Source organism: Methanothermococcus thermolithotrophicus DSM 2095, assembly GCF_000376965.1.
In the GTDB taxonomy this organism is placed as follows: Archaea; AGJL01; Methanococci; order Methanococcales; family Methanococcaceae; genus Methanothermococcus; species Methanothermococcus thermolithotrophicus.
This window is the reverse complement of the sequence record NZ_AQXV01000050.1, coordinates 17,318-39,643: the sequence shown is the minus strand read 5'-3', so window position 1 is coordinate 39,643 and position 22,326 is coordinate 17,318. Positions and strand designations below refer to the sequence as shown.

Below are 22,326 nucleotides of genomic sequence, written 5' to 3'. Positions count from 1 at the left end.
CTCTCTGTTATTTTAATACCAAAGCTTCTTTTTTAGCCTTGTTACATGCGTCAATGCACTTCAAGCACATAACGCAGTATCCCTTTAAAGGCATTTCGTCGTCGTCGCTAAGTTCCAACGTGCTCTGTGGACAGACTTCAACACAAGCGCCACATTTATCACATAATGATGGATTGAATTCTATTCTGTCGTATTCTTTCCCATCATGGGTTACTTTTCCCATTTTCAAAGCGCCTGTTGGACATGCCACTGTACAGGCCCCACACCTAATACACATTCTAAACTCATTTTTCCTGTCGGTCTTTTTTCTGCTTGGAAGTTCCATCCCTTTTGCATTGACTACTTTTATTGCTCCTGTTGGACACTTCATAGCACATGGTCCACAGTATTTACACTTTTCTTCGAGCCACACTAGACCTTCCTGTGTTATTGGTTTTGGAGGTTCGTACTCTACCTCCAAGTTTATTGCATCGACAGGACAGTTAATTTCGCATAGATGACATGCTGGACATGCTGCAGGTAAATCCACTAGAAGCCTATCTGCATCATATTTGATCATGCTTCCTGGACAGATTTCAACACATTTTTCACAGCCGATACATACTTCATCATCAACTGTGAATGATTTAATTGTTTTCTGTCTTTTTTTAGGCATTTTTCCTGCAACGAATATTGCATTCCATGGACATGTCTGTGAACATACTGTACAGTAGATACATTTATCTTTGTCAACTACTGCCTTACCTTCTTCAACGGTAATTGCATCAACTGGACATTCATCCACGCAAACTCCACATGCTACACAGTCGTCAGTAACTGCTATTGGTTCTTGTGGGATGGTAACTTCTTTTTTAGGTTTTTCGATTTTTCCAGGAATTGAAATTATATCTATAGGACAAATTTCAACACATTTTTCACATAGGACACAGTGGCCCTTTGAATATGGGAATCTATCATCTACTTTTTTAATTCCAACTGGACATGCTTTTGCACATGCTCCACATTTTACACATTTTGTTCCATTAAATATTATCTTGCCGTCCTTCTCAACCAATGCTCCTGTAGGACATGCTCCTGCACATGAGAAACATAATATACAGGTCTTGAATGGAGCGATTTCTATTGCCTCTGTAGGACATGCCTTAGCACAGGCATTACATACAAGGCATACATCCTCTTGTATTGATATTCCTGCCAAGTGATAACCCCCATGAAGTTTTTATGGAGTATAATCTTTTTCCTTCTGCGTAGAAGGATTTTTTCCTTTAACCTCCCATTTCTGGGTTCGGTTAAAGATTATTCTTCTTTAACTACTTCAAGGATGACATTTCCTTTTTCATCCTTGACGATCATGTGAGCTGCACATGAGTATCATGGGTCATAAGCCCTTAAAACCATCTCAATTAAGTTCAATTTTTTCTCATCAACCATATTACCACCTTATATTAGGGGTTTATTATTCTTGGTCAAAGATTATTTGTGCTGCCTGTTGGATAGCTTTTTCCATTGTAGGAACGTTATGGGTTGTTGCAACAATCATGTTTGCCTTTGTAACTATACCATTGTCATCGGTTTCATAGTTGTGGAATAACGTTCCTCTTGGAGCATATACTACTCCAACACCATTTCCTGCCTTTGGCTCAACCTCTGCCTTAACATCTGTTGATGTTATTTCGCTGTCGTTTAAGAGCTCTTTAACTCTTTCGCATGCTTCAAGTAATTCTATTAATCTTGCATGGTTGTATGCCAAGGATTGGTTTGCAGGTTTTCCAAATGTTTCTGCAAATTCTTTTCTTGCTTCCTCTGCTAAAGGTGTAGACATACTATCGCATACGTTTAACATGGCTAATGGACCGACCCTATAAAGACCATCAGGATAACCTACTTTTTTGTTGTATGGATATTTTACATAGCTGTGTGAAACTGCATGTTCTCCAATGTAGTCCATGTACTCGGATGGTTCGAACTCCATCTTTTCCTTTCCATCTGGTGAGAGGAATCTTAAGGTTCCGTTGTAGAAATCATGTTTTCCATTATTTACTAAACCTAAGTACCAAGTGTCAATGACACCCAGGGTCTTTACTTGGTCGATGTACTGTTCATTAAGTGATTTTATCAATTCTATACCTTCACTGGCATATTCAACCATTGTGTCGATTTCTTTTAAGAGCTCATCTCTTTCCTCTTCTTTCAACACCTTGGATATACCTCCAGGTATTGCAGTTACTGGATGAATTGGTCTTCCACCGGTCATTTCAACTAAGGTTTGACCGAATTTTCTCAGTGCTATTGCTTTTTTAGCCGCTTCTGGTGCTTTATCAATTACACCAACGATATTTCTAACTGCAGGATCTGCATCAGGACCAACTACGAAGTCAGGTACAGCCAAGAAATAGAAGTGAAGTGCATGACTATGAATCATGTTACCAAGGTGCATTAACTCCCTAAGTTTGTTAGCTGCACTTGGTACTTCAGCTCCCCAAGCTGCATCAATAGCCTTGGCACTCGCCAGGTGGTGAGCAGTTTGGCAGATACCACATATTCTAGGAACTATCCTAGGAACTTCCTCTGCGGGTCTACCTACAACAAACTGTTCAAAACCTCTTAAAGCCGTAATATGCAACTTCACATCTGTTGGCTTTCCTGAGTCGTCCAATGTAATCGTAACTTTTCCATGCCCTTCAACACGGCTTATAGGTTCAATTGTAACTTTGCCCATAGAGTCACCATGTTCTATTTTTATTAGTTATTTCTAATCTTCAATTTTGAAAATTATTTTTATCAGCTACCAAAGGTAGCGTAATTATGAATCGAAACAAAGCTTCAACTAATCCTTCGAGTTCTTATTCGAACTGAAGTTTTATTCAATTTTCTTAGATATTAAGGCTGCAGGTAGTGTAAATCTATTAAATAATGCCGCTTTATCAGGAATCTCCAGTGCAGCATCCCCTGAACATGCGTAGGTATTTGCTGCCGCAGCTCCCTGATCTAAAACTGCATCTGTCTTACCGTAACATCCCCTACATGGTACTCCTGCATTAGGACACATGGCTCCACATCCAACTCTTGTAGCCATACCTATGCAGGTGTAACCTTGCTCAAACAAACATCTATCTGGATCAGGTGTTCCTTCAAAGGTCCTCTTGAATTTCTCAGGATAGGTACCTTTCTTCTCTCTCGGACACTCATCACATACTATTTTTGTTGGTAGTTGTAATTCTCTTCCCTCCAATAATGCAGCAATGGCTTCTGCGTTCATTTCAGGTTTTGGAGGGCATCCTGGTAATATTAAATCAACATCTATAATTTCAGGAACAGGCTTTACAACATCTAGTAACTCAGGTATCTCTTCTGAAGGAAGTTCTCCAGGATTGTCTGTTGTTGCTGTATTGTATACAGTCTTTTCAAGATCGTCTTTTGAATATAAATTACCCAGTCCTGGAATTCCACCATAAACTGCGCAGGTTCCCCATGCAACAACTATTTTTGCCTTTTCTCTAAATTCTTTAATTAGGTGTTCTTCATGTTCGTTTCTTGCTCCACCTTCAATACACACTACATCACATTCTGGAATCTCCTTTGCATCGGCGATAATAGGAGCATAAACTATTTCCAAGTTTGGCAGAACATCCAACAGTTTTTCGTGTAAATCCAAAAGTGACATGTGGCATCCAGAGCATCCACACAACTGTATCATAGCCAGCTTAACCTTATCTGCCATTTAATCACCTTATAAAATTTAAAAATAAGTATAAAACCCCTCACGTTAGGGGCGGTCCTCCCACAGGTCCTTTCGGTTCCCCACGGGATTCATCCTCTTTTTTACTTACTTAAGCCTTGAGAGGGTTTGGACCTAATTTCTTAACCCTTTCGGTCATTTCCTTCACAGCATCGACGAATTTATCTGCTTCTGCACCACTCATGAAGTACATTTCAACCCTGTCTCCGCCAATGCCGAGCTCATCTAAAATTTGTTTGGTTAATTTAACCCTCTCGTCGGCTCTAAAGTTTCCAGCTTCAAAGGCACATTCGTTAGGTTTTCACCCTGCAACAAATACAGCGTCAGCACCTTTTTGGAATGCCCTCAATGCGTAGGTAATATCAAATTTACCTGCGCATGGAACTCTTATAGGTCTGACGGTTGCAGGATACTGTACCCTACCTGTACCAGCCAAATCTGCTGCACCGTATCCTCACTGGTAGCATACAAAGGCCATAATTACCGGTTCAGCCATAGTATCCCCTTTATGATTTTTTAAGAGTATATTGATTTAAAGATAAATTAATTCAAAGTTCCGTAAAGAGCTACATAGCTCCCATCAGCACACCCTGGCAATGCCTTCGGGTAATGCCTCATCTGTTAAACTTAACCACCCTTTTATGTTGAATATTAATTTTGCTGAGTTTATTTATTTTACAATTATTGTTTAATTCTAAATTTACCATTCCCTGTTTAAGTAAGATATAATAATATTACATATCATTGCAATCCTGCTGGTTTAGTCTTGTAAGTCTTATTATTTTTATTTATTCGTTAATCATTTTTCCGGCATCTAACATTCCGTCAATTATAGAGATTATTTGGTCATCTCTGTAGTATCTTAATTGCATAGCTCCACTTGGGCATGCTCCTGCACATGCTCCACATCCTTTACATGCAACGTCATCAGTTACTGCGACTACGTGCCCATCCTTCTCCTCGTAGGATATAGCGTTATATGGACACATTGCACCGCAAACTTCGCATCCACCGCATACACTTTCATCTACGACGGCACGGATCATTTCGATCTTAAAGTTACCCTGAGACATTGGGATTGCCACTGCACTTGCAGCACCTTTTGCCTGAGCTACTGTATCAGGAATATCTTTTGGACCCTGAATAACACCCGCAATTGCTACACCATCAACTTTTGTATTGACTGGTGCTAATTTAGGGTGCATTTCTTTAAGGAATCCTTCTGGACCTACGTCAAGTCCCAGTTTCTTAGCCAAGTCCTTGGTGTCTGGTTTTGCTACAAGTCCTGCTGAGAGAACTACTAAATCAGCTTCTATTTCTAATATTTCTCCCATCAATGTATCTTCTACTCTGACAATCAAGTTCTTGGTTTCTGGGTCTTCAATGACGTTTGCAGGTCTTCCTCTTATGAACTTAACCCCAAACTGTTCCTGAGCTCTCTTGTAGTATTCTTCGTATCCCTTACCAAAGGACCTGATATCCATGTAGCAGATGTAAACTTCTGCATTTGGATCGTGCATTTTCATTAACTGTGCGTTTTTCAGTGCAAACATACAGCAAATTCTTGAACAGTATGGGTTTCCAATTTTTTCGTCCCTTGAACCAACACACTGTATGAATACGGTTTTGTGTGGATGTTTTCCATCGCTTGGTCTGATTTCGTGCCCTCCAGTAGGTCCTGCAGGGTTGATCATTCTTTCCAATTCTAATGTGGTTATAACGTTGTCGTAAACTCCGTAACCATATTCTTCCTTAATTGTTGGGTCAAATTCATCGTAACCTGTCGCTACGATTATTGTACCGACTTTTATTTTGAGTTCTTCTGGTTCCTGCTTGTAGTTTATTGCATTAGGACCACAGACCTTTGCACATAATTCACAGTCGATACAATGTTCTTTATCTATTGTATAAACCAGCGGGATTGCTTGTGGGAATGGTACGTAAATTGCTTTCCTAGTACCTAACCCCATGTCAAATTCGTTAGGCACTTCAATTGGACAAACTGCGGCACATGCACCACATCCGGTACATGTACTTTCGTCAACATATCTCGCTTTTTTCTCAATGGTTACCTCGAAGTTACCGATGTAACCTGAAACTTCTTTTAACTCAGCATAGGTAATTAATTCAACATTAGGGTGGTTCGCTACTGTAACCATCTTAGGCGCAAGGATTCACAGTGCACAGTCATCGGTTGGGAAAGTCTTGGCAAGCTGCGCCATTCTTCCCCCGATTGACTCATCTTTATCCAACAAGTAAACTTTGAATCCCTGATCAGCCAAGTCAAGAGCTGACTGTATTCCAGCAATACCTGCTCCAACGACAAGACAGCTCTTATCGACATCTACCACTTTCTGTGGGACATCTTCTAATCTCTTGGCTCTTTCAACCCCTCCAGCAACTAATTCCATCGCTTTCTTAGTTGCTGCTTCAGTATCATCCATATGAACAAATGAATCGTGTTCTCTAATATTTACAAACTCTAAATAGTAGGGTGATATACCTGCTTCTGCGAGACAACTTCTAAATGTTGGCTCGTGGATTTTTGGAGTACATGCTGCAACCACTATCCTGTCTAATCCATATTCTTTTATGGCATCTTTAATTAAGTTCTGACCTGGATCAGCGCACATAAATGGATAAGTTTTTGCAACTACTACTCCATCAAGTTTGGAAGCAAAATCCTTAACAGCTTCACAATCCACGATACCATTAATATTGGCACCGCAGTAGCATACAAACACCCCAACTTTGGGGTCACTCATGGATTCACCTCCCTGGTAATAATATAACTATAGGATATACATCTATAACTACACTCACATTATTATAAAAACATATATTCTTAATTTTTCTAATAAGGGATATAAATTAATTAAAAAAACCTCATTTTTCTTAAAGTGATATTTATTATCATTTCTAGAAAAAATTTTAAGAATAAATATCGAACTGTATGCTTATTTTATCAATACCGAAAAATTTATATATGTAAAGCTTAAATGTATATGATGCACGGTGTGGGACAGTAGTAAACTAATTATTTTACACCCCCTCATACCCCCCTACCGCTGATAACACCGTGTAGGAGACATGTCTCCTAAATCCCATTCCCACCCCTCATACCCCCTAAATAAGGAATGTAATAAAAATTTTTAAGAATTTAATGATTTAAAAAATAAACCCCCCCGTTCTATTTTTTACCCCTCCCCTCTTATTTTAACGACTATTGTTTTGTAGGATTTATAGGACTTATGGAATTTTATATTTTTTTATCGTATATAATCGTGTATTTTAATATATCGATTTTAACTTTGAGAAATCTTTAAATATCATTTAAAAATATAGGTTAAAAAATGAGCATAGTTGAAAAGAGGGATTTTATGAATTTAATTTCATTGTTATTTAGTTCACTGTTTTACATTCTACCAGCATACTTTGCCAATGCATTTGCCTGCATATTTGGTGGAGGGACACCTGTAGACCTGGGGAAAAACTTCATTGACGGTAAAAGGATAATAGGAAACGGTGTAACCTATAAAGGAACTTTTTTTGGAATATTATTTGGAACGATCGTAGCTATTCTACAGGGAGTTATTGTTAATCTAAAAATTATAAATATTGACGGCAGCAGTATTTTCTATTATAACGTTTTTGAATATGCATTTATAGGGTTTCTATTATCATTTGGGGCCCTTTTTGGAGATATGATTGGAAGTTTTATTAAAAGAAGACTCGGGATAAAACAGGGGCGACCTGCACCACTATTGGATCAAACGGTTTTTGTCATATTTGCCATACTATTTGCATATCCATTTTCGCCCATACCTTTTGAAATGATTGTTACATTGTTGATTATCTCACCTGTCATTCACCTATCTTCAAATATCATAGCCTACAAGTTGCATATAAAAAAAGTATGGTGGTAAATTATAAATAAAACCAAAGTTTCAAAATCAACATTCAATCAATAATAACTGGTTATTTGCAACACATATTTAGAAAAGGTGAAAAAATGATATACCTTGATTTAGAACTAAATGACACCCCTGGGGAGCTACTAAAAGCACTAACACCCATATCAACATTAGGGGCCAATATCATAAGTGTGATCCACCTAAGGGAAAAGAAAAGCAACAGTAGAGTTCCTGTAAAAGTAGTTATAGACAAAGTCGATGAAAAACTATTAAACATTATCATCGAAGAACTTGAAAAAAGGGACATAATTGTAGCAAAAGTGAATGAAACTAGAAGAAAAATAAACTTAGATGTTGTAATTGTTGGACACGTGGTAGATACAGATGTAAGAGACACAATAGATAGAATAAACGAAATTGGTCTTGTAATCGATTTAGATTTGGTAATGCCAGATCCATACAAAGAATCCTCCGCAAGAATGAAGATAGTAATAGATAGTGATAAGTTAAATGAGCTGTATAAAGAATTAGACAAAATCTCAAAGGAGAAGGACTTATTATTTATTAAATCATGTTAGAGGGATGAATATGAAGATTATTTTAGTTGGGTTTGGAGTTATTGGAAAAGGTGTGGCCAAAGTCATTGAAGAAAAAAAGGCGCATCTCATGGAGAAATATTCTCTAGATTTGAAAGTTGTAGCCATTTGTGACAGTAGTGGTGCAGCAATATGCGAAGAAGGGCTAGACCTAAAAAAAGCGCTTGAAATTAAGGAAAAAACTGGAAAAATAATAAACTATCCTGAGAAGGGTAAAGAAATATCTATTTTAGACGTAATTAAAACAGTTGATGCTGACGTTATTGTTGAAGCTACCCCTACAAACATTGAAACTGGTGAACCAGCAAAAACTTACATGCTTGAAGGATTTAAAAACGGTAAACACGTTGTAACTGCAAATAAAGGACCTTTGGCATTACACTTTAAGGAGCTCATGGAATGTGCAAATAAAAACGGTGTAACATTTAGATATGAAGCCTCAGTTGGAGGGGCTATGCCTATAATAAACCTTGCTAAAGAAACCTTGGCTGGAAATGACATAAAATCAATCAAAGGAATTTTGAACGGTACAACTAACTACATATTAACTAAGATGGAAAAAGAAAAATTGGACTTTAATACTGTTTTAAAAGAAGCTCAGGAATTGGGTATCGCAGAAACTAATCCTCATCAAGATATCAGTGGATTGGATACTGCCGCAAAAATTGCGATTCTTGCAAATTCAATTATGAACAAAAATGTTACAATCAAGGACATTAAAATTGAAGGGATAACAAGAATAACTCCTGAAGCGTTAGAAATGGCCAATAAAAGTGGCTATACAATAAAACTTATTGGAGAAATTAACAAGAATAAATTGGAAGTAGGCCCGAAGTTAGTTCCACTCGATCATCCACTGAATGTAAAGGGAACATTAAACGTTGCGATGTTTGATACTGATTTGGCAAAAGAAGTTGTCGTTGTTGGTAGAGGTGCAGGTGATATCGAAACATCCTCTGCGATTTTAAGTGATTTAATAAATATCCATTTAAAAGAGAAAAATTAGTTTTAAGTAAATATAATTTCTATTTTTCCATCACTAATATTCAGGTATTCTTTTCCTTCCATTCATTTAGTATACTCTCCCAGAAAGGGGCTTCGCCCTTTTCAAACCCCATACATACCTATTCACTTCGTTCATAGGTATTGTTTCTATTATCTTTAGAAATTTAACGGATAGTTTTGGAGCTTTGCCCCTTTTCAAACCCTGCACATACACCTATTCGCTCTGCTCATAGTATCGTTTAGGCATTTTAGTATGCTGGGAGTAGTTTAGTTGGTATTTTTTTCCTTCCATTCATTTAGTATATTTTCCCAGTTTTTCCTTAGGAATTCGCCTACCTGGGATGAGTCTCTTGTACCTACAACACAAGTCCAGCCTGTTTTATCCTCAATATCTCCTCTTGTTGAGGCAGCCAATCCTGGAAGTATTATAATTCTGTGATTTACTTTTTCTTCTAGTTTAGTTTCCTCAATTAGATTCTTAGCATTTTCTCCACAGTACTGTCCCCCTGCAACCGAAACGTCAACTGCCTTACCTTCAGTATCTAATGCAAGGAGCCAGCAATTAACATCGTCCTTTTCAAAGTCACCGGTTACTGTGTAGAATGTTAAAGAGAAGTTTGTAGTCATTATCACAGGGCTGTTTTCGTCAGGGTTTCCAACTGGATATAATCCAGGTTCTACTGCCTGTGGTTTTCTTGGATCAGTGTATATTGCCTGTCTGAGTGTCAATATAGGCATTAATTCCCATGTTTCTGTTCCATGGATTATCATAATATCGGCATATCTGTTTAAAAGAACGTTAGCTGTCTTAGCCTCTAAAATACCTGCAACTTTATCTTTTTCTCCTATAAAATCTCCCATTGGATTTTCATTGTTCATGGCATAGAAGTATGTGTTTATTGGAAGAGCAAGGAGTGGGTATCCAAGTGCCCTGTCCTTTTTTTCAATTGCACTTCTTCGTATCATAACAAATTTATCCATAGTTTCTGCAATGTTTTCAGGTGTTGTATGAGGGTCTAAAACCAAATCCTCAATTCCGTGTTTTGCACATTCAGTAGCCATTGCCTTTAATTTTTTTACATCATTTGATGAAAGTACAAGTGCAAAGTCCTTACCTGATTTTTTCTTTTCCACCAATATTTTAACCAATTCTACGAAATTATCTTCATTTGCAGCGTAAATTAATGGTTTTGATCTAACCACACCTAAAGCTTCACATATATTGTTTGGATTAAGTGAACATATCGCTATAGGTAATTTTGTTGTTTCTTGAACTATTTTTATAGCAGTTTTAAATTTTTCTGGATCATTTGAGGCATTTCTTATAGCTATAAAATCTAATTTTAAACGTTCTCCTGTTCTCTCAAATACAAATTCTTCTATGTATTTAGCCCTATTCTTTATTTCTTCTTCTGTTAAGTTATCGGATACATCTACACCAATTGGGGTTTGGTTGAAAAACGAGAGCTCATACCTATACATTACCTCGTCTCCACCTACTACACACTTTTTATCGTCATGGCCAAACCAAACTTCTTTAACTGGTGGAGAAAGCAACTCAATAAGTGTATTTTTATTTTTTTCAAATTTTGAATTGTTTAAAATTGGACATTGTACTACCATAGCCTCTTTATTTTGTAATTTTGTGGCAAAGGCCATACAGGAAGGTTCACCGCATTTTTTACAGTTTGTTTTTGGTAATAATTTATATATGTCCATTGCACTTACTTTTGCCATCATATCACCATTTATGAACGAACCGTGTTTTGTGAGTAAAGATAAGATATATTTATAAAAAAATAAATTAACAAGTTAATTAGCAGGTTATCCAGTCATAGTTGTTTGTGTTTATTTTTACATCTCCTGGTTTAGATACAAGAGCTTCTCCTACTTCTTTTAAAACTTTTATTGAGAGCGGATGAAGCATCATGAATATATCTACTCCACTCAAAAGCATGGTTAAACCGGTTGTAATTTCCCATAATGGTAACCTGTATTGTCTGTCCCCCCATTCTGGGTTGTTCATCCATGCTTCCCTTGCTCCAATTGCGTTTGTAGTTCCAGAAGACATTGGCATGTTTATTACTTCATCTCCATTTAAACCCGCCAATCTTAACCTTGTCATAGCATTTATGGAAAATTCAATACCATATCCTAATGAACATGTTGTTGGGTCCATTACAATTCTATTTGGGTCTAAACCATGGGATATCAATCTTCTGTTTAAGTCCTTCTGCATGTTTGGATCCATAATGGTCCATGAAAGTACGTTATGGTCATACTTCATAGCAGCATCTGCAACTCTCTTATAGTCTAAATCAAGGTTTGCAGATGCGAGTAAACATTTTTCTCCTTCTGCAACTTCAGCACAGGCTTCCAATACCAAAGGATCCTTCTTAGGGTCCCCACTACCACCAATAACAAATGGGACATCTACGGCTTGTAATAAATCTTCCATTAACTTAGCAGCTTCTCTAGGGGATGTATCATTAATCTTAGGATCTGTAGAAATATGATGTATTGTCACCATATTTGCTCCAAACTCATTAACACACTTCTTAGCCCATTCACATGGATCTTCCATTACATCCTCAAAATAGACTCTAACATTTTTTGGCAATCCTCGCATAGGCATGTCAAAAATATCGAATGTAACAACAGGAGGATTTGGTTGAGGATCTTCAAATCTATAAAGGGCTTTTTGACCTCCAATTTTTACTACCTTTCCCCTTCCTCCTTCAGATTTTGGTTTTCCAAACTGTACTTCTCTTATGTATCCGGGATATTCTTGTATAGGAGGTTCCCATTCTACTTCAGGCATTTCTATCTTTAAATCTTCTAAAACCCCTTTCTCACTGAGCTTTTCACTTACAAGAGGTGTTTGCGGGATTACTACTGGTGGAGCCGATGGTATGTTTATTACCAATTCATCTGCGGTAACCTCTATATTTTCTATCTCAATGCGACCTACTTTCTCTACTATTTTCAGTAATGCACTTAAATCCATGAAATCACCAGATTTATCATTATAAATCATTACAAATTAAATTAATTAATATCTTTTTAAAAGATGTATATATATTTTTTGAATCATATAAAACATAATAGCCCTAAACTAAACGATGTTTCTATTAATATTAATACTACATCATATATGTCAGCATAGAGGATATTAATATTAAAAAATTGATAATAACCAACATTTTTATCAAAAAAGTTTTTATATGTGTTTTAAATATTGTATTACACAGACTTTTTAGACTAGGACAAATTACACGGTCATGAAAAGTTTGATCATAAAGTCTTTTATAACCTAAAAACTTTATGAAGAATGACTAATGCCGAGCTCGATGTGTGGTTATGTCATAAAACCGTCACTGTGGCGCGGGGTGCTGGGCTTGGTAGCTCAGGGCGGACTTCAGATCCGTCGAGTTCCGTCGGAACTCGGGGTTCGATTCCCCCCCTGCGCCGTTATTTTTAATAAACTGTTCCTAAAGATAGTTATGGAAAAGATATACTCTAGAAAGGGAGATTTATCGAAATTAAAAAAAATAATGTCTGTTTTGCATGATTTTAATGGGATAATAAAAATAGATAATTCTAGCCTCTACTATAGGGACTCCAAACTTGTTTTCTCGAGATATAATGACAAAAACACAGATTTAAGGGAAATTTTTAATAAACTACCTGAGATTTTTCTAATTGAGGTATATGCTTGCTCTTCTGACGAAATAAATGAAATTTTGGATAAATTCAATCAAAAAAGTAGTATTAGAGATATCTCCAAAAACCTACCAAATAGAATCGACAAGAAACTGGAAAAGGGAGTTGTAATAAACCAGTATATCGATCTTTACAACCATATTGACAGCAATATCTGTAAAGTAGTATTTAGATTCAAGAAATACAAAGGCGATGAAGGGATACTGATTTTCAGGAATAATGAAGAAATTCTTGCAGTTTATAAGTCTAAAGAGAAAATATTGGAAGGTAAAAGGGCACTTAGTAAAATTAAAACAGCCTTTGCAGTTAGTGACGTTGTCGCATTTATTGAAAAAATTTCAAGTAAAAAACTAAACGACATATCAAAAGAATATCCTGGTTCGTTACTAAAATCCCATGTTTCATTTGAAAACATACTCAAAAAAATAAGAGAAAAAGAATTTAAAACTGTTGAAAACGATTCCTTACTAAACGTTATGACTGAAAGACCTTCTTTAATTGAAATACCTGAAAAAAACGCTTTAGTAGTTTCAAAAGATAGAAAACCTATTTTAGCATTTTTAAAAACTGAATCTGAAAGTTTTGATGACCAATATGATGGGGATAAGGCATTTAGGATGATAAAAAATTTCTGCATACTATCTGATGTTAAATTCAAAATTTACGAGCTCGATGAAGAAGAGTTCAAGTTATTAAAAGAATTTAAACAAGGTAGAGTAAAAGATATAGAACTATAGAATAATTGATAAAATTTGTTTTAGAGTTGTTTTCTAATAATTTCGTAAGCTTTTCTTAAATCCCCAGTTTCAAGTATGGCTTTTTCTGCAACTTCTTTTGATATACCTTTACTTTCAAAAGTACTGACTGCCTCTTCAAAAAGCTTTGATTTTTTTATTATTTCTTCTGCAAGCTGTTTCTTTAATTCCATGTATTCGTCTTCACTAATTCCTGCCCTCATCATCTCACTGTCCCTAAATGGACATGGTTTTGTTATTTTACAGCACCAAACTAAACTACCAAAACAGGTTTGTCCCCCTTTTCCAAGATTGGTCTTCTTAGCAAATTCATCCTTTATTTTCACAAATTCTTCAGGTGTCATTTTGAGTGCATTAAGTGCTTGGTGTATTGGGCAACTCTTTACAGGAGGGCAGCAAAAGGCCAAACCTCTTAAATCACCCCCTCTACAAACATGTGATGGAGCATTTTCCCACATATTATTTCACCTGCCTAATATTTAATTTTTAAAATCATTGGTTAAGTTTTTGATTATTTCTATACAGTCATAAATTAGCGTATTGAGCAACTTCTTTCCATGTTCTTTATCAAGTTTAACTCCTTCTTTTTCGACAATTTCTGCTTCTTTATTGATTGCTTTATTTTTCAATCTAGCTTCTTTTAAGCCTACCATTCCTATTTCAGGATATTTTTTAAAATCATGATCTTTCATCCTATTCTCATCTACAATTCCAACAGCATAACCTAAAGAAACCTCATCTGTTGCCGCATGGGTAAGGCATACGTTCTTCATTTGTATGTCAACATCCAATTCTTTTTTTAAGTTCTCCAATAAATCCGAAATAATTGTATTTCCACCATGGCAGTTAACAATTAGTATCTTTTTTATCCCCAACTTCTTCCCCTGTTCAATCAAAAATTTAATATATTCTACAACATCTTCCTTTGTGTTGTGAATCCCATGTTTAACATAGTCGTATTCTGTTGAAGGGAGAACTACTCCTAAAAATTTAGCTCCAGTTAAAATTGAAACATTTAAACAAATATATGATGCAATCTTTGCATCGGTATCTATAGGTAGTGCTGATCCATGATTTTCTAAAAATGATCCAAGGGCAATTATCCCAATTTCATGGACTTTTTCATTTAAAATATTTCCAGAATCGTATCTCAATCTAACCATAATATCGTAACAGATAATTTATTAGTCTATATATATTTTATCTTATTTTTTCAACGATCTCTTTAGAATTCTCCTGTAACGTCCATATCTATCCTCAGGAGAAAATCTGGGAGGTTTAACTGTAACGGTATTTTCACCGCAACAGAGCTCCTTTAATGTGTATTTTCCACATTTTGAACATTTTCTCATACGCACAGTATCTCCCTTTACTCGCTGTCCTGTCTAACAAAATTACCTTCTCCGCCTTCGTATTTCTTAATGTCTTCTATAGCACTTTCTGCTACTCTTTTTAAAACGTCTTCACCGCTTTTGTAGTCTGGAGCTATAACTTCAACCCTATACTTTGGAGCTCCGATGTACGAGATGCTAACTTTAACATCTTCATAAGGATTTTCTTTTAATGCCTTTTTTAGAGTGTTTTTAATTACCTTTATACCGTTTGGCTCGGTAGTGGTTAATGTAAGAATCCCATCAACCTTGACGTTAGTCAATTCTATGTTTTCTTTTGCAACTTCGTACAATACATCCCTCCATTCTTCAGGGATGTTTAATTCTTCTAAAAGTTCTTTTCCTTCAATGATCAATCCTTCTAATCCATCATAGAGCTCTCCAAATTCTTCTTCCAATGGATATGCCACTTCTCTCCTAGCATCATCTAAAGTTTTTCCAATTTTTTCAGCTACGAATCCTAGTAATTTTTCTGCCCTTTGGAACCTTTTCCAATCTTGGACTTTTACCCTTCTTTGCTGGTCAGTGACTCTTTTCAATGATAAATCTATCTGGCCCTTTTGTGGATTAACCCTCGTTACTTTGGCAACAACTCTCTGTCCTTTCTTTATATGGTCTCTGATATTCTTAATCCAACCTGATGAAACTTCAGAAATATGAACCATTCCCTCCTTTCCAGGATATTCTAAGAGCTCCACAAAAGCACCAAACGATTTAACCTCAATAACATTTCCAATAACAATATCTCCTTCTTCAGGATACTCCTTCCTCATGATTTCACCATTTGTTTTATTATTTTTTTATATTATTTACTACTCACATATAGCCGCATAAAATTAAATTGCATACCATAATAATTAGGTCGTATAGTATATAACTATTTAGAGTTTTAGATGTAAAACATACAACCAAACCCAAAAAAGAACAGGATATAGAGATGTAAAAACAGTAAATCAAAATAACTCAGACGGGACCAAGGGTCTCGTCTGGCCCGCCGAATCTAAGATTGACAGGAATTACAAAAAAGATTTATTCTAAAACTTCTAAAATTTTCGCTTTTATTGATCCTTTTGAAGCTTTTGGTTCAGCCAGTGTTTTTCCACAGGTTGTACACTTTACTACAGTTGAAGGGCATCCAAAAACTACCTGTTCGCTATTACAGTCAGTACATTGAACTTTTAAAAATCTACTTTTTGGTTTTGGTATTAGTTCCATATGATTCACCTCATGGATGAAATTTTAAAAATTTATTCTACTAATTCAAACATTCTTACTCTAAACCCGCCGTTTCTTCTTGTGTGCATTTTTCCGCACTCTGTACACTTGTATCTTAAGTCTAACTTCTTAACAGGTTTAGCTCCACTTGGTAACGGCCTTGGATAACCTCCGTAACCTGCAGTAACTCTTCTGAACTGTCTCTGACCCCATGTTAACTCACTAGCTTTTCTCTTCTTTGCTCTTTCCACATTATGGAGTGTATGTTTTTTACAGTAAGGACAGTACCTTTTTATTTTCTTTTTCATTTTCATGAACATTCACCTTTTTAACTACCCTGTGTTTCTCTAAAATCTTTGAAATTTTCTTGTTTAAAGAAATAATATCGTTCTTATTTAAAACGTAGTTAAATTTCCCATCTGTAAAGCCAGGGAACTTAGTAATAACTCTTACAATATCAATATCACTTTGAGTATTTATAGGTTTTGGTTTTTGGCAAGATGCTGTATTCTCAAGCTCATAACTATGATCAGTTTGAATTTCGTCATTTTGGACGTTATAAGATGGATCTCCAGTTATTCCCGCATTTCCTACATCAAAAACACGATCAATATTTTCCACCAGTTTTAGAATATTTAGTTCTTCTTCAAGAAGATTTTCCCTGTCCTTCTGGTAAAATGCCTTGTAAAGTCTTAATTTTCTCAGCTCCCTTAAATAGTACTTAACTCTTTTAAGTTCGGTTTCATCCTGTATTTGATTTATATACTCACGGACATTATCATAGAAATCTTTAGATAACTTTAACAATCCATCATTTTTTATTTCATTAAAAAATATATCAACTATCTTTTTGTACATAGTTTCACTTAACATATATTATTGGCAAAAAAGAATTAGGTAAAATCCTAAAGGATTTCACGAATTTCACGACTTTCTTCGAAAATTAGGATTCTATTCTTGGAGCCAAGAGAAACAGAAGATTTGCATTTGCAATTTCATACTCTATTTTAACTGGCATATCTGAACCAAGATATATTTTTAAAACATCATCGGCAGATGTTGATTTTGTTATATCTTTTAAATAAGCCAGATTGAAAGTACTTCTTGAAGGAGAATCTATTTTAAGATCTAAAATAGTCTCACTTCCGTTTTCAAAAACTGTTTCACTTTGATTTAAGTCTCCTTTTGAATAAACTGTAAATACGTCATTATCTACTTTTAAAGTTACGTGATCATTAACGAGCTCAGCATCTTTCAGTGCCTCTACAAACCCTCCCGCCTTAATTAAGATTTCGTTAGGGTACTCGATCTCTGGAACTTTCAAATTAGTTGATGAAACATCATACAACGCTATTGAGAATTTTCTAGTAGCTTCGTTTTTAAAAGTAATATTTAACTTGTTTTTCTCCTCATCTAACTCTAAAATCATTTTTTCGTTACTCTTCCCCCTACTCATGAACTTTTTAAGTGCCTCTAAATCTATACCGATATCATGAATATCTGCAACATATTCATCAAATGCTTCTTTAGGTAAATTTACACTAACTAAAGCAACATGAGAAGGATCCATTGCACTTGCCTTAATTCCGTTTTCATCAACCTCAAAACATATCTCATCAACAAGGTTACTCATAGCATCAACGATCTTTTTAAAATCCTTTGCATTGCATACTGCTCTAAACATTGGTTTTCACCAGGATGAATTTAATATCAATTTATACCGCTATCCTATGATATGAGCTCAGCAGTATATAATATTTGTACATATGAAAATTTAATAAATGAAAATTTAATAAATTTACCTAGTAACAAAATCCCAAAATGATTTAACAGCACTTGGATTTCCAGGTCTTTTTCCTTTAACTAGGTATAAATATCTTGTTAAATCCAGATCCACAATAGGTATAATCTTTACAAGTCCTGCTTCAGCAGCTTTCTTTGCAGGTATTTCGGAAAGTATGCTAACGCCGTATCCTTCCGAAACCGCAGTTATAATCGAAGAGTTACTCCCTAAACTCATTACAACATGCAGATCCATCATTGAATACCCTCTATCAGTCAGCGCCTTCATCAATATCTCTCTTGTACCAGAACCTTTCTCTCTGTCGATATAATCCTCTTTTAATACATCTGAGAGTTTTGCCACTTCTTTTTCAGCAAGATGATGATTTGGAGGCACTATCAATACAAGCCTATCCTTGCCTATGACTGCACTATCATAGTTATCATCGTAAATATTACCCACTGCAATTATATCGACCATTTTATCTTCAAGTAATTTGAAACATTTTTCTGAATCCGTAATTTGAATTTCAAATTCAACATCTTTGAATTCCTTATTGTACTCTCTAATAATACTCGGTAAAAGATGTTCTCCTGGTGTAGTACTTGCTGCAATTCGTATCACACCTTCAGGATGTTCGTGAAGTATTCTCATTTGTTGTTTAGCACTGTTCAAATAATCAAGTATCTTTTCAGCATTTTTGTATAGTGTTTCGCCTTCCAGGGTTAAATCTACACCTTCAGGAGTCCTTAAAAATAGCTGAGCATCAAAAAACTTTTCCAATACAGATATATGATTACTTACAGTCCCTTGAGTCACCCCTAGTTTTTTTGCAGCTTTTGAAAAGCTTTTTGTTTTTGCAGCGATGACAAATGTTTGAAAATAACTTATTTTAGGATCCACAGTATCACCAAATAATAATATTAGCAAATAATTATAAAGCCATTTGAAACATTCACTCATATTATTAGAAAAACTAATATATAAATCATTCTAATAACTGCATATTATTATTGAATTTATTCCAAAACGGATAAGAATTAATTAACGTGTTTGAAATGAATTCATTTGCATAATAATGGCACTTTAACATGCTGTGTACGTATAACCATATTTTGGTGATTTGATGATAATTCCTCATAGAAAACCATGTATTGAAGCTCAGTTAAGAGTTAAAGGCGACGAACAGGAATTGAAAAACATAATAAATGATCTATTAAGAAACAAAAAAGACATAGGCATATCAAATATAAATATACTTCCTTCTGGAAATGCAGCCATTTGTGTGTCTTCAAAGATTATAAAGGACATATATGGAGAGTCTAACGTTTTAGTTCCCGATATGGGAGGTTGGAAGGGTTTTATAACATATTCAAAGATGTTCAATCTAAACCCAATAAAGATTAAGACAGAACTTGGGATAATTGATCCATCTACTTTAGACGAATGTATTAAAAAATATCAAGCCAAAGGGTTGTTCCTAACCTCTCTTGCAGGGTATTTGACCCCACAACCGCTGAAGGAAATTAAAAAGGTATGTGAAGAAAATGAAATTCTTTTTGTTGAAGATGCCTCTGGAAAAGTTGGTGGAGATTGTGGATATGGGGATATTATAGTCTGTTCAACAGGAGCTCCAAAAATAATAAACTGTGAATATGGAGGTTTTATTGGAATAGATAAAAAAATAAAGGATCACTTAAAAGAGCTCGGAAAATTGGAAGAACTAAAAAGCTTTTTAAAAACCTACAAAACATTCAATATATTTGGTTCGATGAAGGAAGAAACGCTTAGGGCCAGAAAAACATATAAAAAATGTGTTTATCTATCGGATATAATAAAAGAAGAAATGGAAAATGCTTATTTTGAGGGAAAAGAAGGAGTTTCGGTATTCTTAGAATATGAAAACCCGAATGAAGTTTTAAAAAATTTTGAAAAAAATGTAAAATTGGACAATGGAAAATCCCTACTAACAAAATGTCCAAAATACGAAAGAATTCTTAGAAAAGGTGTCGTTGTTGAGATAAAGAAAATGGATGTTCAAAACCTAGACGATGAAGAAATATTGAAAATTTTAGATTTCTTAAAAAAATAGTAATATATTCAGTGACGTGGGAACAGTGATAAGATACCACGGTATAAAAGATATTTAAATATTACATTAAAGTGGCAACCCGATAAAATACCATAAATTTAAAAAAATAATATGAAATATTATTATAATGCACTCTTAATTTTTTCAGTTGCTCTTTTCATAGCTATTCTAATCAAACCAAGATTTACCTTTGAATCAGTTAAAACTACCAAAATTCCTTCACCTGCATCGGTCATCAATGTTTTCCCAAATTCGCCCTCAATCATCATCTGTTCTAATTTCCCCTGACCTATCTCTGTAGCAGTCCTTTCAGCTGAACCAAATGCAGCTGAAGCCATAGCACCTATTAATTCAGTATCAATACTTGAAGGAACCTGAGATGCTATAACTAAACCATCTTTACCTACAACCATTGAACCTTTTATACCTTCGGTTTTATTCAAATCTACAAGCATTCTATCTATCATACATTCCACCATAACAAATTTTTCACCAATCTTATTTAAACAATTTGTTTTTCAAGAAGTCCATGAGCTCAGAAGTACCGTTTCCATTTAGTATCGAACCTTCAAAAATATCCTTGCAGTTCTGACCATTTTCTTCATTGAGCTCCCTTATATAATCTTTTAATTGTTTTATTTTTTCGCAATCTTCACAAAGGTCCATTTTATTTATAAATACTATGTACGGTATTTTTTTAGTATTTAGCACATCTATAATCTTCTTATCAACATTTCTTAATCCAACACTTCCATCCAAAACCACTATAACAAAATCTGCACCAGTTAATGCGATTTCCCTCATGAATTCAAATTTTTCCTGTCCTGGAGTTCCAAAAAAATGGACCTTTTTCCCATTCAATATTGTCTTACCATAATCTATGGCTACTGTGGTCCCATTATGTTCAACCTTACTTACATTGTCCAGTAAATTTTCCATTAATGTAGTTTTTCCAACATCTTGGGAACCCATAACTACAATCTTTATTTCCTCTTTTTCCCTGTCTTTTATCATAATACCCCGTTTTAATCACTGAAGAGTTTTCTCATACTTCTCTTGATAGCACCCTTAGCCGCAGCTCCTCCTATTAAAGTTTCGATTTCCTTTACTAAAGATTGTGCAGCTACAAGAGTCGTTGGTTTTATTTCCGTTTCTTCTGATGATTTTTTCAATTCATCGTCTAAATTCTTAAGGATATCGAGTGCGGCATCCAACTCTTTTTGCTGATCTAATAGACGCATTGATGAAGCTGATTTTGCCAATAACTCTGGATTTAATGCCTTTAAAAGTCCAGTAACCCCGGAGGTTTCTACAAGAGAAGCCATAGTTTGAAGCGTCATTAGTATCTGTTGTTCAATCATTTTTTCAGGAGCTTTTATAATCTTTTTACCTACCGAGTAGTAGTCTAAAATTCCTGCTAAAGCAACAGCGGTTAAAAGAGATCCCATATCTGAAACAGTTGATGAAACATCTGCTGGCACAACATAGGCTTTTTTACCAACACTTTCTACCAAGTCAATGCACTTTTTTATCTGTTCCTCTGTGGCATAGTTGGTACCATCTGTAGAAGCTCCACCTATAACATAGTGCTCATGCTGAGGAGTTCCAGGAACTGCAGCAGGATGCATTGATGATATCCCTACATCTTTTCTCTTTGTTCTTAATTCCACTTCCAACATGGCATATAGTACTACAGGAGATGCAGTACAAGTATTCGCAATTATTGCATTTTCAGGCAAATGAGGAAGAATATTCTTTGCTATCTCAACTGTTTTCTTTCCAAATGGTGTAAAAAATATTGCAACTTCTGAATTCTTCGCAGCTTCAATATCATCTGAAACTACTTTAACCCCTGCATCCTCAACAGCCTTCCACATATCCTCTGTCAGCATATCTCTATTGGGTTCTGCCAAAATAGTATTATGTCCTGCCTCTGCAAACTCCATTGCCATTCTACTTCCGCCATATGGTGGAGCTCCCCCATATTTTTCAGGTAATTTCAATTCATTAACATAGAGGTTTTGATTCCCTGCCCCATATACTACAACATTCATTGAATCACCCATAAATTTAAAAAAATAGCATGTAAATATTTAATTATAATATATGCGGC

The 22,326-nt window shown here is 35.2% G+C and carries 25 protein-coding genes and 1 tRNA gene; 6 read left to right on the top strand and 20 right to left on the bottom strand.

What is annotated here, in order from left to right; all coding sequences use genetic code 11:
• Window positions 1–7: 7 nt before the first annotated feature.
• From vhuB to F555_RS09080, 6 genes are all read right to left on the bottom strand, one after another.
• The gene (gene vhuB, locus F555_RS0105530; protein WP_018154226.1) at window positions 8–1,198 is read right to left on the bottom strand and encodes a F420-non-reducing hydrogenase associated-polyferredoxin VhuB; all 1,191 of its coding nucleotides are present in this window, start codon (window positions 1,196–1,198) and stop codon (window positions 8–10) included.
• A 98-nt stretch (window positions 1,199–1,296) separates the two neighbouring features.
• The gene (gene vhuU / locus F555_RS09595) at window positions 1,297–1,431 is read right to left on the bottom strand and encodes a F420-non-reducing hydrogenase selenoprotein subunit VhuU (protein ID WP_083876332.1); all 135 of its coding nucleotides are present in this window, start codon (window positions 1,429–1,431) and stop codon (window positions 1,297–1,299) included.
• A gap of 25 nt (window positions 1,432–1,456) precedes the next feature.
• A complete protein-coding gene (vhuA, locus tag F555_RS0105525) occupies window positions 1,457–2,719 on the bottom strand; it encodes a F420-non-reducing hydrogenase Vhu subunit A (RefSeq protein WP_018154225.1) in 1,263 nt (420 codons plus the stop codon).
• A gap of 141 nt (window positions 2,720–2,860) precedes the next feature.
• The gene (vhuG, locus tag F555_RS0105520; protein WP_018154224.1) at window positions 2,861–3,721 is read right to left on the bottom strand and encodes a F420-non-reducing hydrogenase subunit VhuG; all 861 of its coding nucleotides are present in this window, start codon (window positions 3,719–3,721) and stop codon (window positions 2,861–2,863) included.
• Between the two features lie 109 nt (window positions 3,722–3,830).
• Window positions 3,831–4,235, bottom strand: a complete 405-nt coding sequence (gene vhuD, locus F555_RS09085) for a F420-non-reducing hydrogenase iron-sulfur subunit VhuD (protein ID WP_245547903.1) — start codon at window positions 4,233–4,235, stop codon at window positions 3,831–3,833.
• A gap of 292 nt (window positions 4,236–4,527) precedes the next feature.
• Window positions 4,528–6,504, bottom strand: coding sequence for a CoB--CoM heterodisulfide reductase iron-sulfur subunit A family protein (locus tag F555_RS09080; protein ID WP_157205746.1), 1,977 nt, complete (start codon window positions 6,502–6,504; stop codon window positions 4,528–4,530).
• A 615-nt stretch (window positions 6,505–7,119) separates the two neighbouring features.
• Here F555_RS09080 and F555_RS0105505 point away from each other — a divergent pair.
• The 3 genes from F555_RS0105505 (at window position 7,120) to F555_RS0105495 (ending at window position 9,255) form a co-directional block, all read left to right on the top strand.
• Window positions 7,120–7,665, top strand: a complete 546-nt coding sequence (locus F555_RS0105505; protein WP_026182978.1) for a CDP-2,3-bis-(O-geranylgeranyl)-sn-glycerol synthase — start codon at window positions 7,120–7,122, stop codon at window positions 7,663–7,665.
• A gap of 86 nt (window positions 7,666–7,751) precedes the next feature.
• Complete coding sequence (locus F555_RS0105500) at window positions 7,752–8,231, top strand: hypothetical protein (protein ID WP_018154218.1); 480 nt, start codon at window positions 7,752–7,754, stop codon at window positions 8,229–8,231.
• Between the two features lie 10 nt (window positions 8,232–8,241).
• Window positions 8,242–9,255, top strand: coding sequence for a homoserine dehydrogenase (locus F555_RS0105495; RefSeq protein ID WP_018154217.1), 1,014 nt, complete (start codon window positions 8,242–8,244; stop codon window positions 9,253–9,255).
• A gap of 266 nt (window positions 9,256–9,521) precedes the next feature.
• On the opposite strand, the gene acsC is transcribed toward F555_RS0105495, so the two are convergent.
• On the bottom strand, window positions 9,522–10,991 hold the full coding sequence (gene acsC / locus F555_RS0105490; protein ID WP_018154216.1) for an acetyl-CoA decarbonylase/synthase complex subunit gamma: 1,470 nt from the start codon (window positions 10,989–10,991) through the stop codon (window positions 9,522–9,524).
• 79 nt (window positions 10,992–11,070) lie between these two features.
• Window positions 11,071–12,291 carry a CO dehydrogenase/acetyl-CoA synthase subunit delta gene (gene cdhD, locus F555_RS0105485; protein WP_157205745.1) on the bottom strand — a complete coding sequence of 407 codons (1,221 nt, stop codon included), beginning with the start codon at window positions 12,289–12,291 and terminating at the stop codon, window positions 11,071–11,073.
• Window positions 12,292–12,635: 344 nt separating this feature from the next.
• On the opposite strand from cdhD, the gene F555_RS0105480 reads away from it, so the two are divergent.
• Both F555_RS0105480 and F555_RS0105475 read left to right on the top strand, forming a co-directional pair.
• A tRNA-Sec gene (locus F555_RS0105480) sits at window positions 12,636–12,725 on the top strand.
• Between the two features lie 32 nt (window positions 12,726–12,757).
• Entirely contained in the window at window positions 12,758–13,714 is a 957-nt protein-coding gene (locus tag F555_RS0105475; RefSeq protein WP_026182976.1) for a hypothetical protein, read from the top strand.
• A 20-nt stretch (window positions 13,715–13,734) separates the two neighbouring features.
• Here F555_RS0105475 and F555_RS0105470 read toward each other — a convergent pair whose 3' ends face one another.
• The 9 genes from F555_RS0105470 to F555_RS0105430 form a co-directional block, all read right to left on the bottom strand.
• Complete coding sequence (locus F555_RS0105470) at window positions 13,735–14,190, bottom strand: methanogenesis marker 9 domain-containing protein (RefSeq protein ID WP_018154214.1); 456 nt, start codon at window positions 14,188–14,190, stop codon at window positions 13,735–13,737.
• A gap of 21 nt (window positions 14,191–14,211) precedes the next feature.
• Window positions 14,212–14,895, bottom strand: coding sequence for a 2-amino-5-formylamino-6-ribosylaminopyrimidin-4(3H)-one 5'-monophosphate deformylase (gene arfB, locus F555_RS0105465; RefSeq protein ID WP_026182975.1), 684 nt, complete (start codon window positions 14,893–14,895; stop codon window positions 14,212–14,214).
• 42 nt (window positions 14,896–14,937) lie between these two features.
• Window positions 14,938–15,090 (bottom strand): RNA-protein complex protein Nop10, encoded by a 153-nt coding sequence (locus tag F555_RS0105460; protein WP_018154212.1) that lies wholly within the window; start codon window positions 15,088–15,090, stop codon window positions 14,938–14,940.
• A gap of 11 nt (window positions 15,091–15,101) precedes the next feature.
• Window positions 15,102–15,896 carry a translation initiation factor IF-2 subunit alpha gene (locus F555_RS0105455; protein WP_018154211.1) on the bottom strand — a complete coding sequence of 265 codons (795 nt, stop codon included), beginning with the start codon at window positions 15,894–15,896 and terminating at the stop codon, window positions 15,102–15,104.
• Window positions 15,897–16,152: 256 nt separating this feature from the next.
• Window positions 16,153–16,338 carry a 30S ribosomal protein S27e gene (locus tag F555_RS0105450; RefSeq protein WP_018154210.1) on the bottom strand — a complete coding sequence of 62 codons (186 nt, stop codon included), beginning with the start codon at window positions 16,336–16,338 and terminating at the stop codon, window positions 16,153–16,155.
• A 32-nt stretch (window positions 16,339–16,370) separates the two neighbouring features.
• Window positions 16,371–16,652: a 50S ribosomal protein L44e gene (locus F555_RS0105445; protein ID WP_018154209.1), complete on the bottom strand. Its 282-nt coding sequence runs from the start codon at window positions 16,650–16,652 to the stop codon at window positions 16,371–16,373.
• Complete coding sequence (locus tag F555_RS0105440) at window positions 16,609–17,196, bottom strand: DNA replication complex GINS family protein (protein ID WP_018154208.1); 588 nt, start codon at window positions 17,194–17,196, stop codon at window positions 16,609–16,611. The genes F555_RS0105445 and F555_RS0105440 overlap by 44 nt, the downstream gene beginning before the upstream one ends.
• 85 nt (window positions 17,197–17,281) lie before the next feature.
• On the bottom strand, window positions 17,282–18,022 hold the full coding sequence (locus F555_RS0105435; RefSeq protein WP_018154207.1) for a DNA polymerase sliding clamp: 741 nt from the start codon (window positions 18,020–18,022) through the stop codon (window positions 17,282–17,284).
• 114 nt (window positions 18,023–18,136) lie between these two features.
• Window positions 18,137–19,024 (bottom strand): selenium metabolism-associated LysR family transcriptional regulator, encoded by an 888-nt coding sequence (locus tag F555_RS0105430; protein WP_018154206.1) that lies wholly within the window; start codon window positions 19,022–19,024, stop codon window positions 18,137–18,139.
• A 223-nt stretch (window positions 19,025–19,247) separates the two neighbouring features.
• On the opposite strand from F555_RS0105430, the gene F555_RS0105425 reads away from it, so the two are divergent.
• The gene (locus F555_RS0105425; RefSeq protein ID WP_018154205.1) at window positions 19,248–20,213 is read left to right on the top strand and encodes a PLP-dependent aminotransferase family protein; all 966 of its coding nucleotides are present in this window, start codon (window positions 19,248–19,250) and stop codon (window positions 20,211–20,213) included.
• 122 nt (window positions 20,214–20,335) lie between these two features.
• Here the strand turns inward: F555_RS0105425 and F555_RS0105420 are convergent, their stop codons facing one another.
• From F555_RS0105420 to F555_RS0105410, 3 genes are read right to left on the bottom strand one after another with little or no spacing between them, the layout of a single operon-like run.
• Window positions 20,336–20,680 (bottom strand): roadblock/LC7 domain-containing protein, encoded by a 345-nt coding sequence (locus F555_RS0105420; protein ID WP_018154204.1) that lies wholly within the window; start codon window positions 20,678–20,680, stop codon window positions 20,336–20,338.
• A gap of 31 nt (window positions 20,681–20,711) precedes the next feature.
• Window positions 20,712–21,227 (bottom strand): GTPase domain-containing protein, encoded by a 516-nt coding sequence (locus F555_RS0105415; RefSeq protein WP_018154203.1) that lies wholly within the window; start codon window positions 21,225–21,227, stop codon window positions 20,712–20,714.
• Between the two features lie 11 nt (window positions 21,228–21,238).
• A complete protein-coding gene (locus F555_RS0105410) occupies window positions 21,239–22,267 on the bottom strand; it encodes a H(2)-dependent methylenetetrahydromethanopterin dehydrogenase-related protein (RefSeq protein WP_018154202.1) in 1,029 nt (342 codons plus the stop codon).
• Window positions 22,268–22,326: the final 59 nt, after the last annotated feature.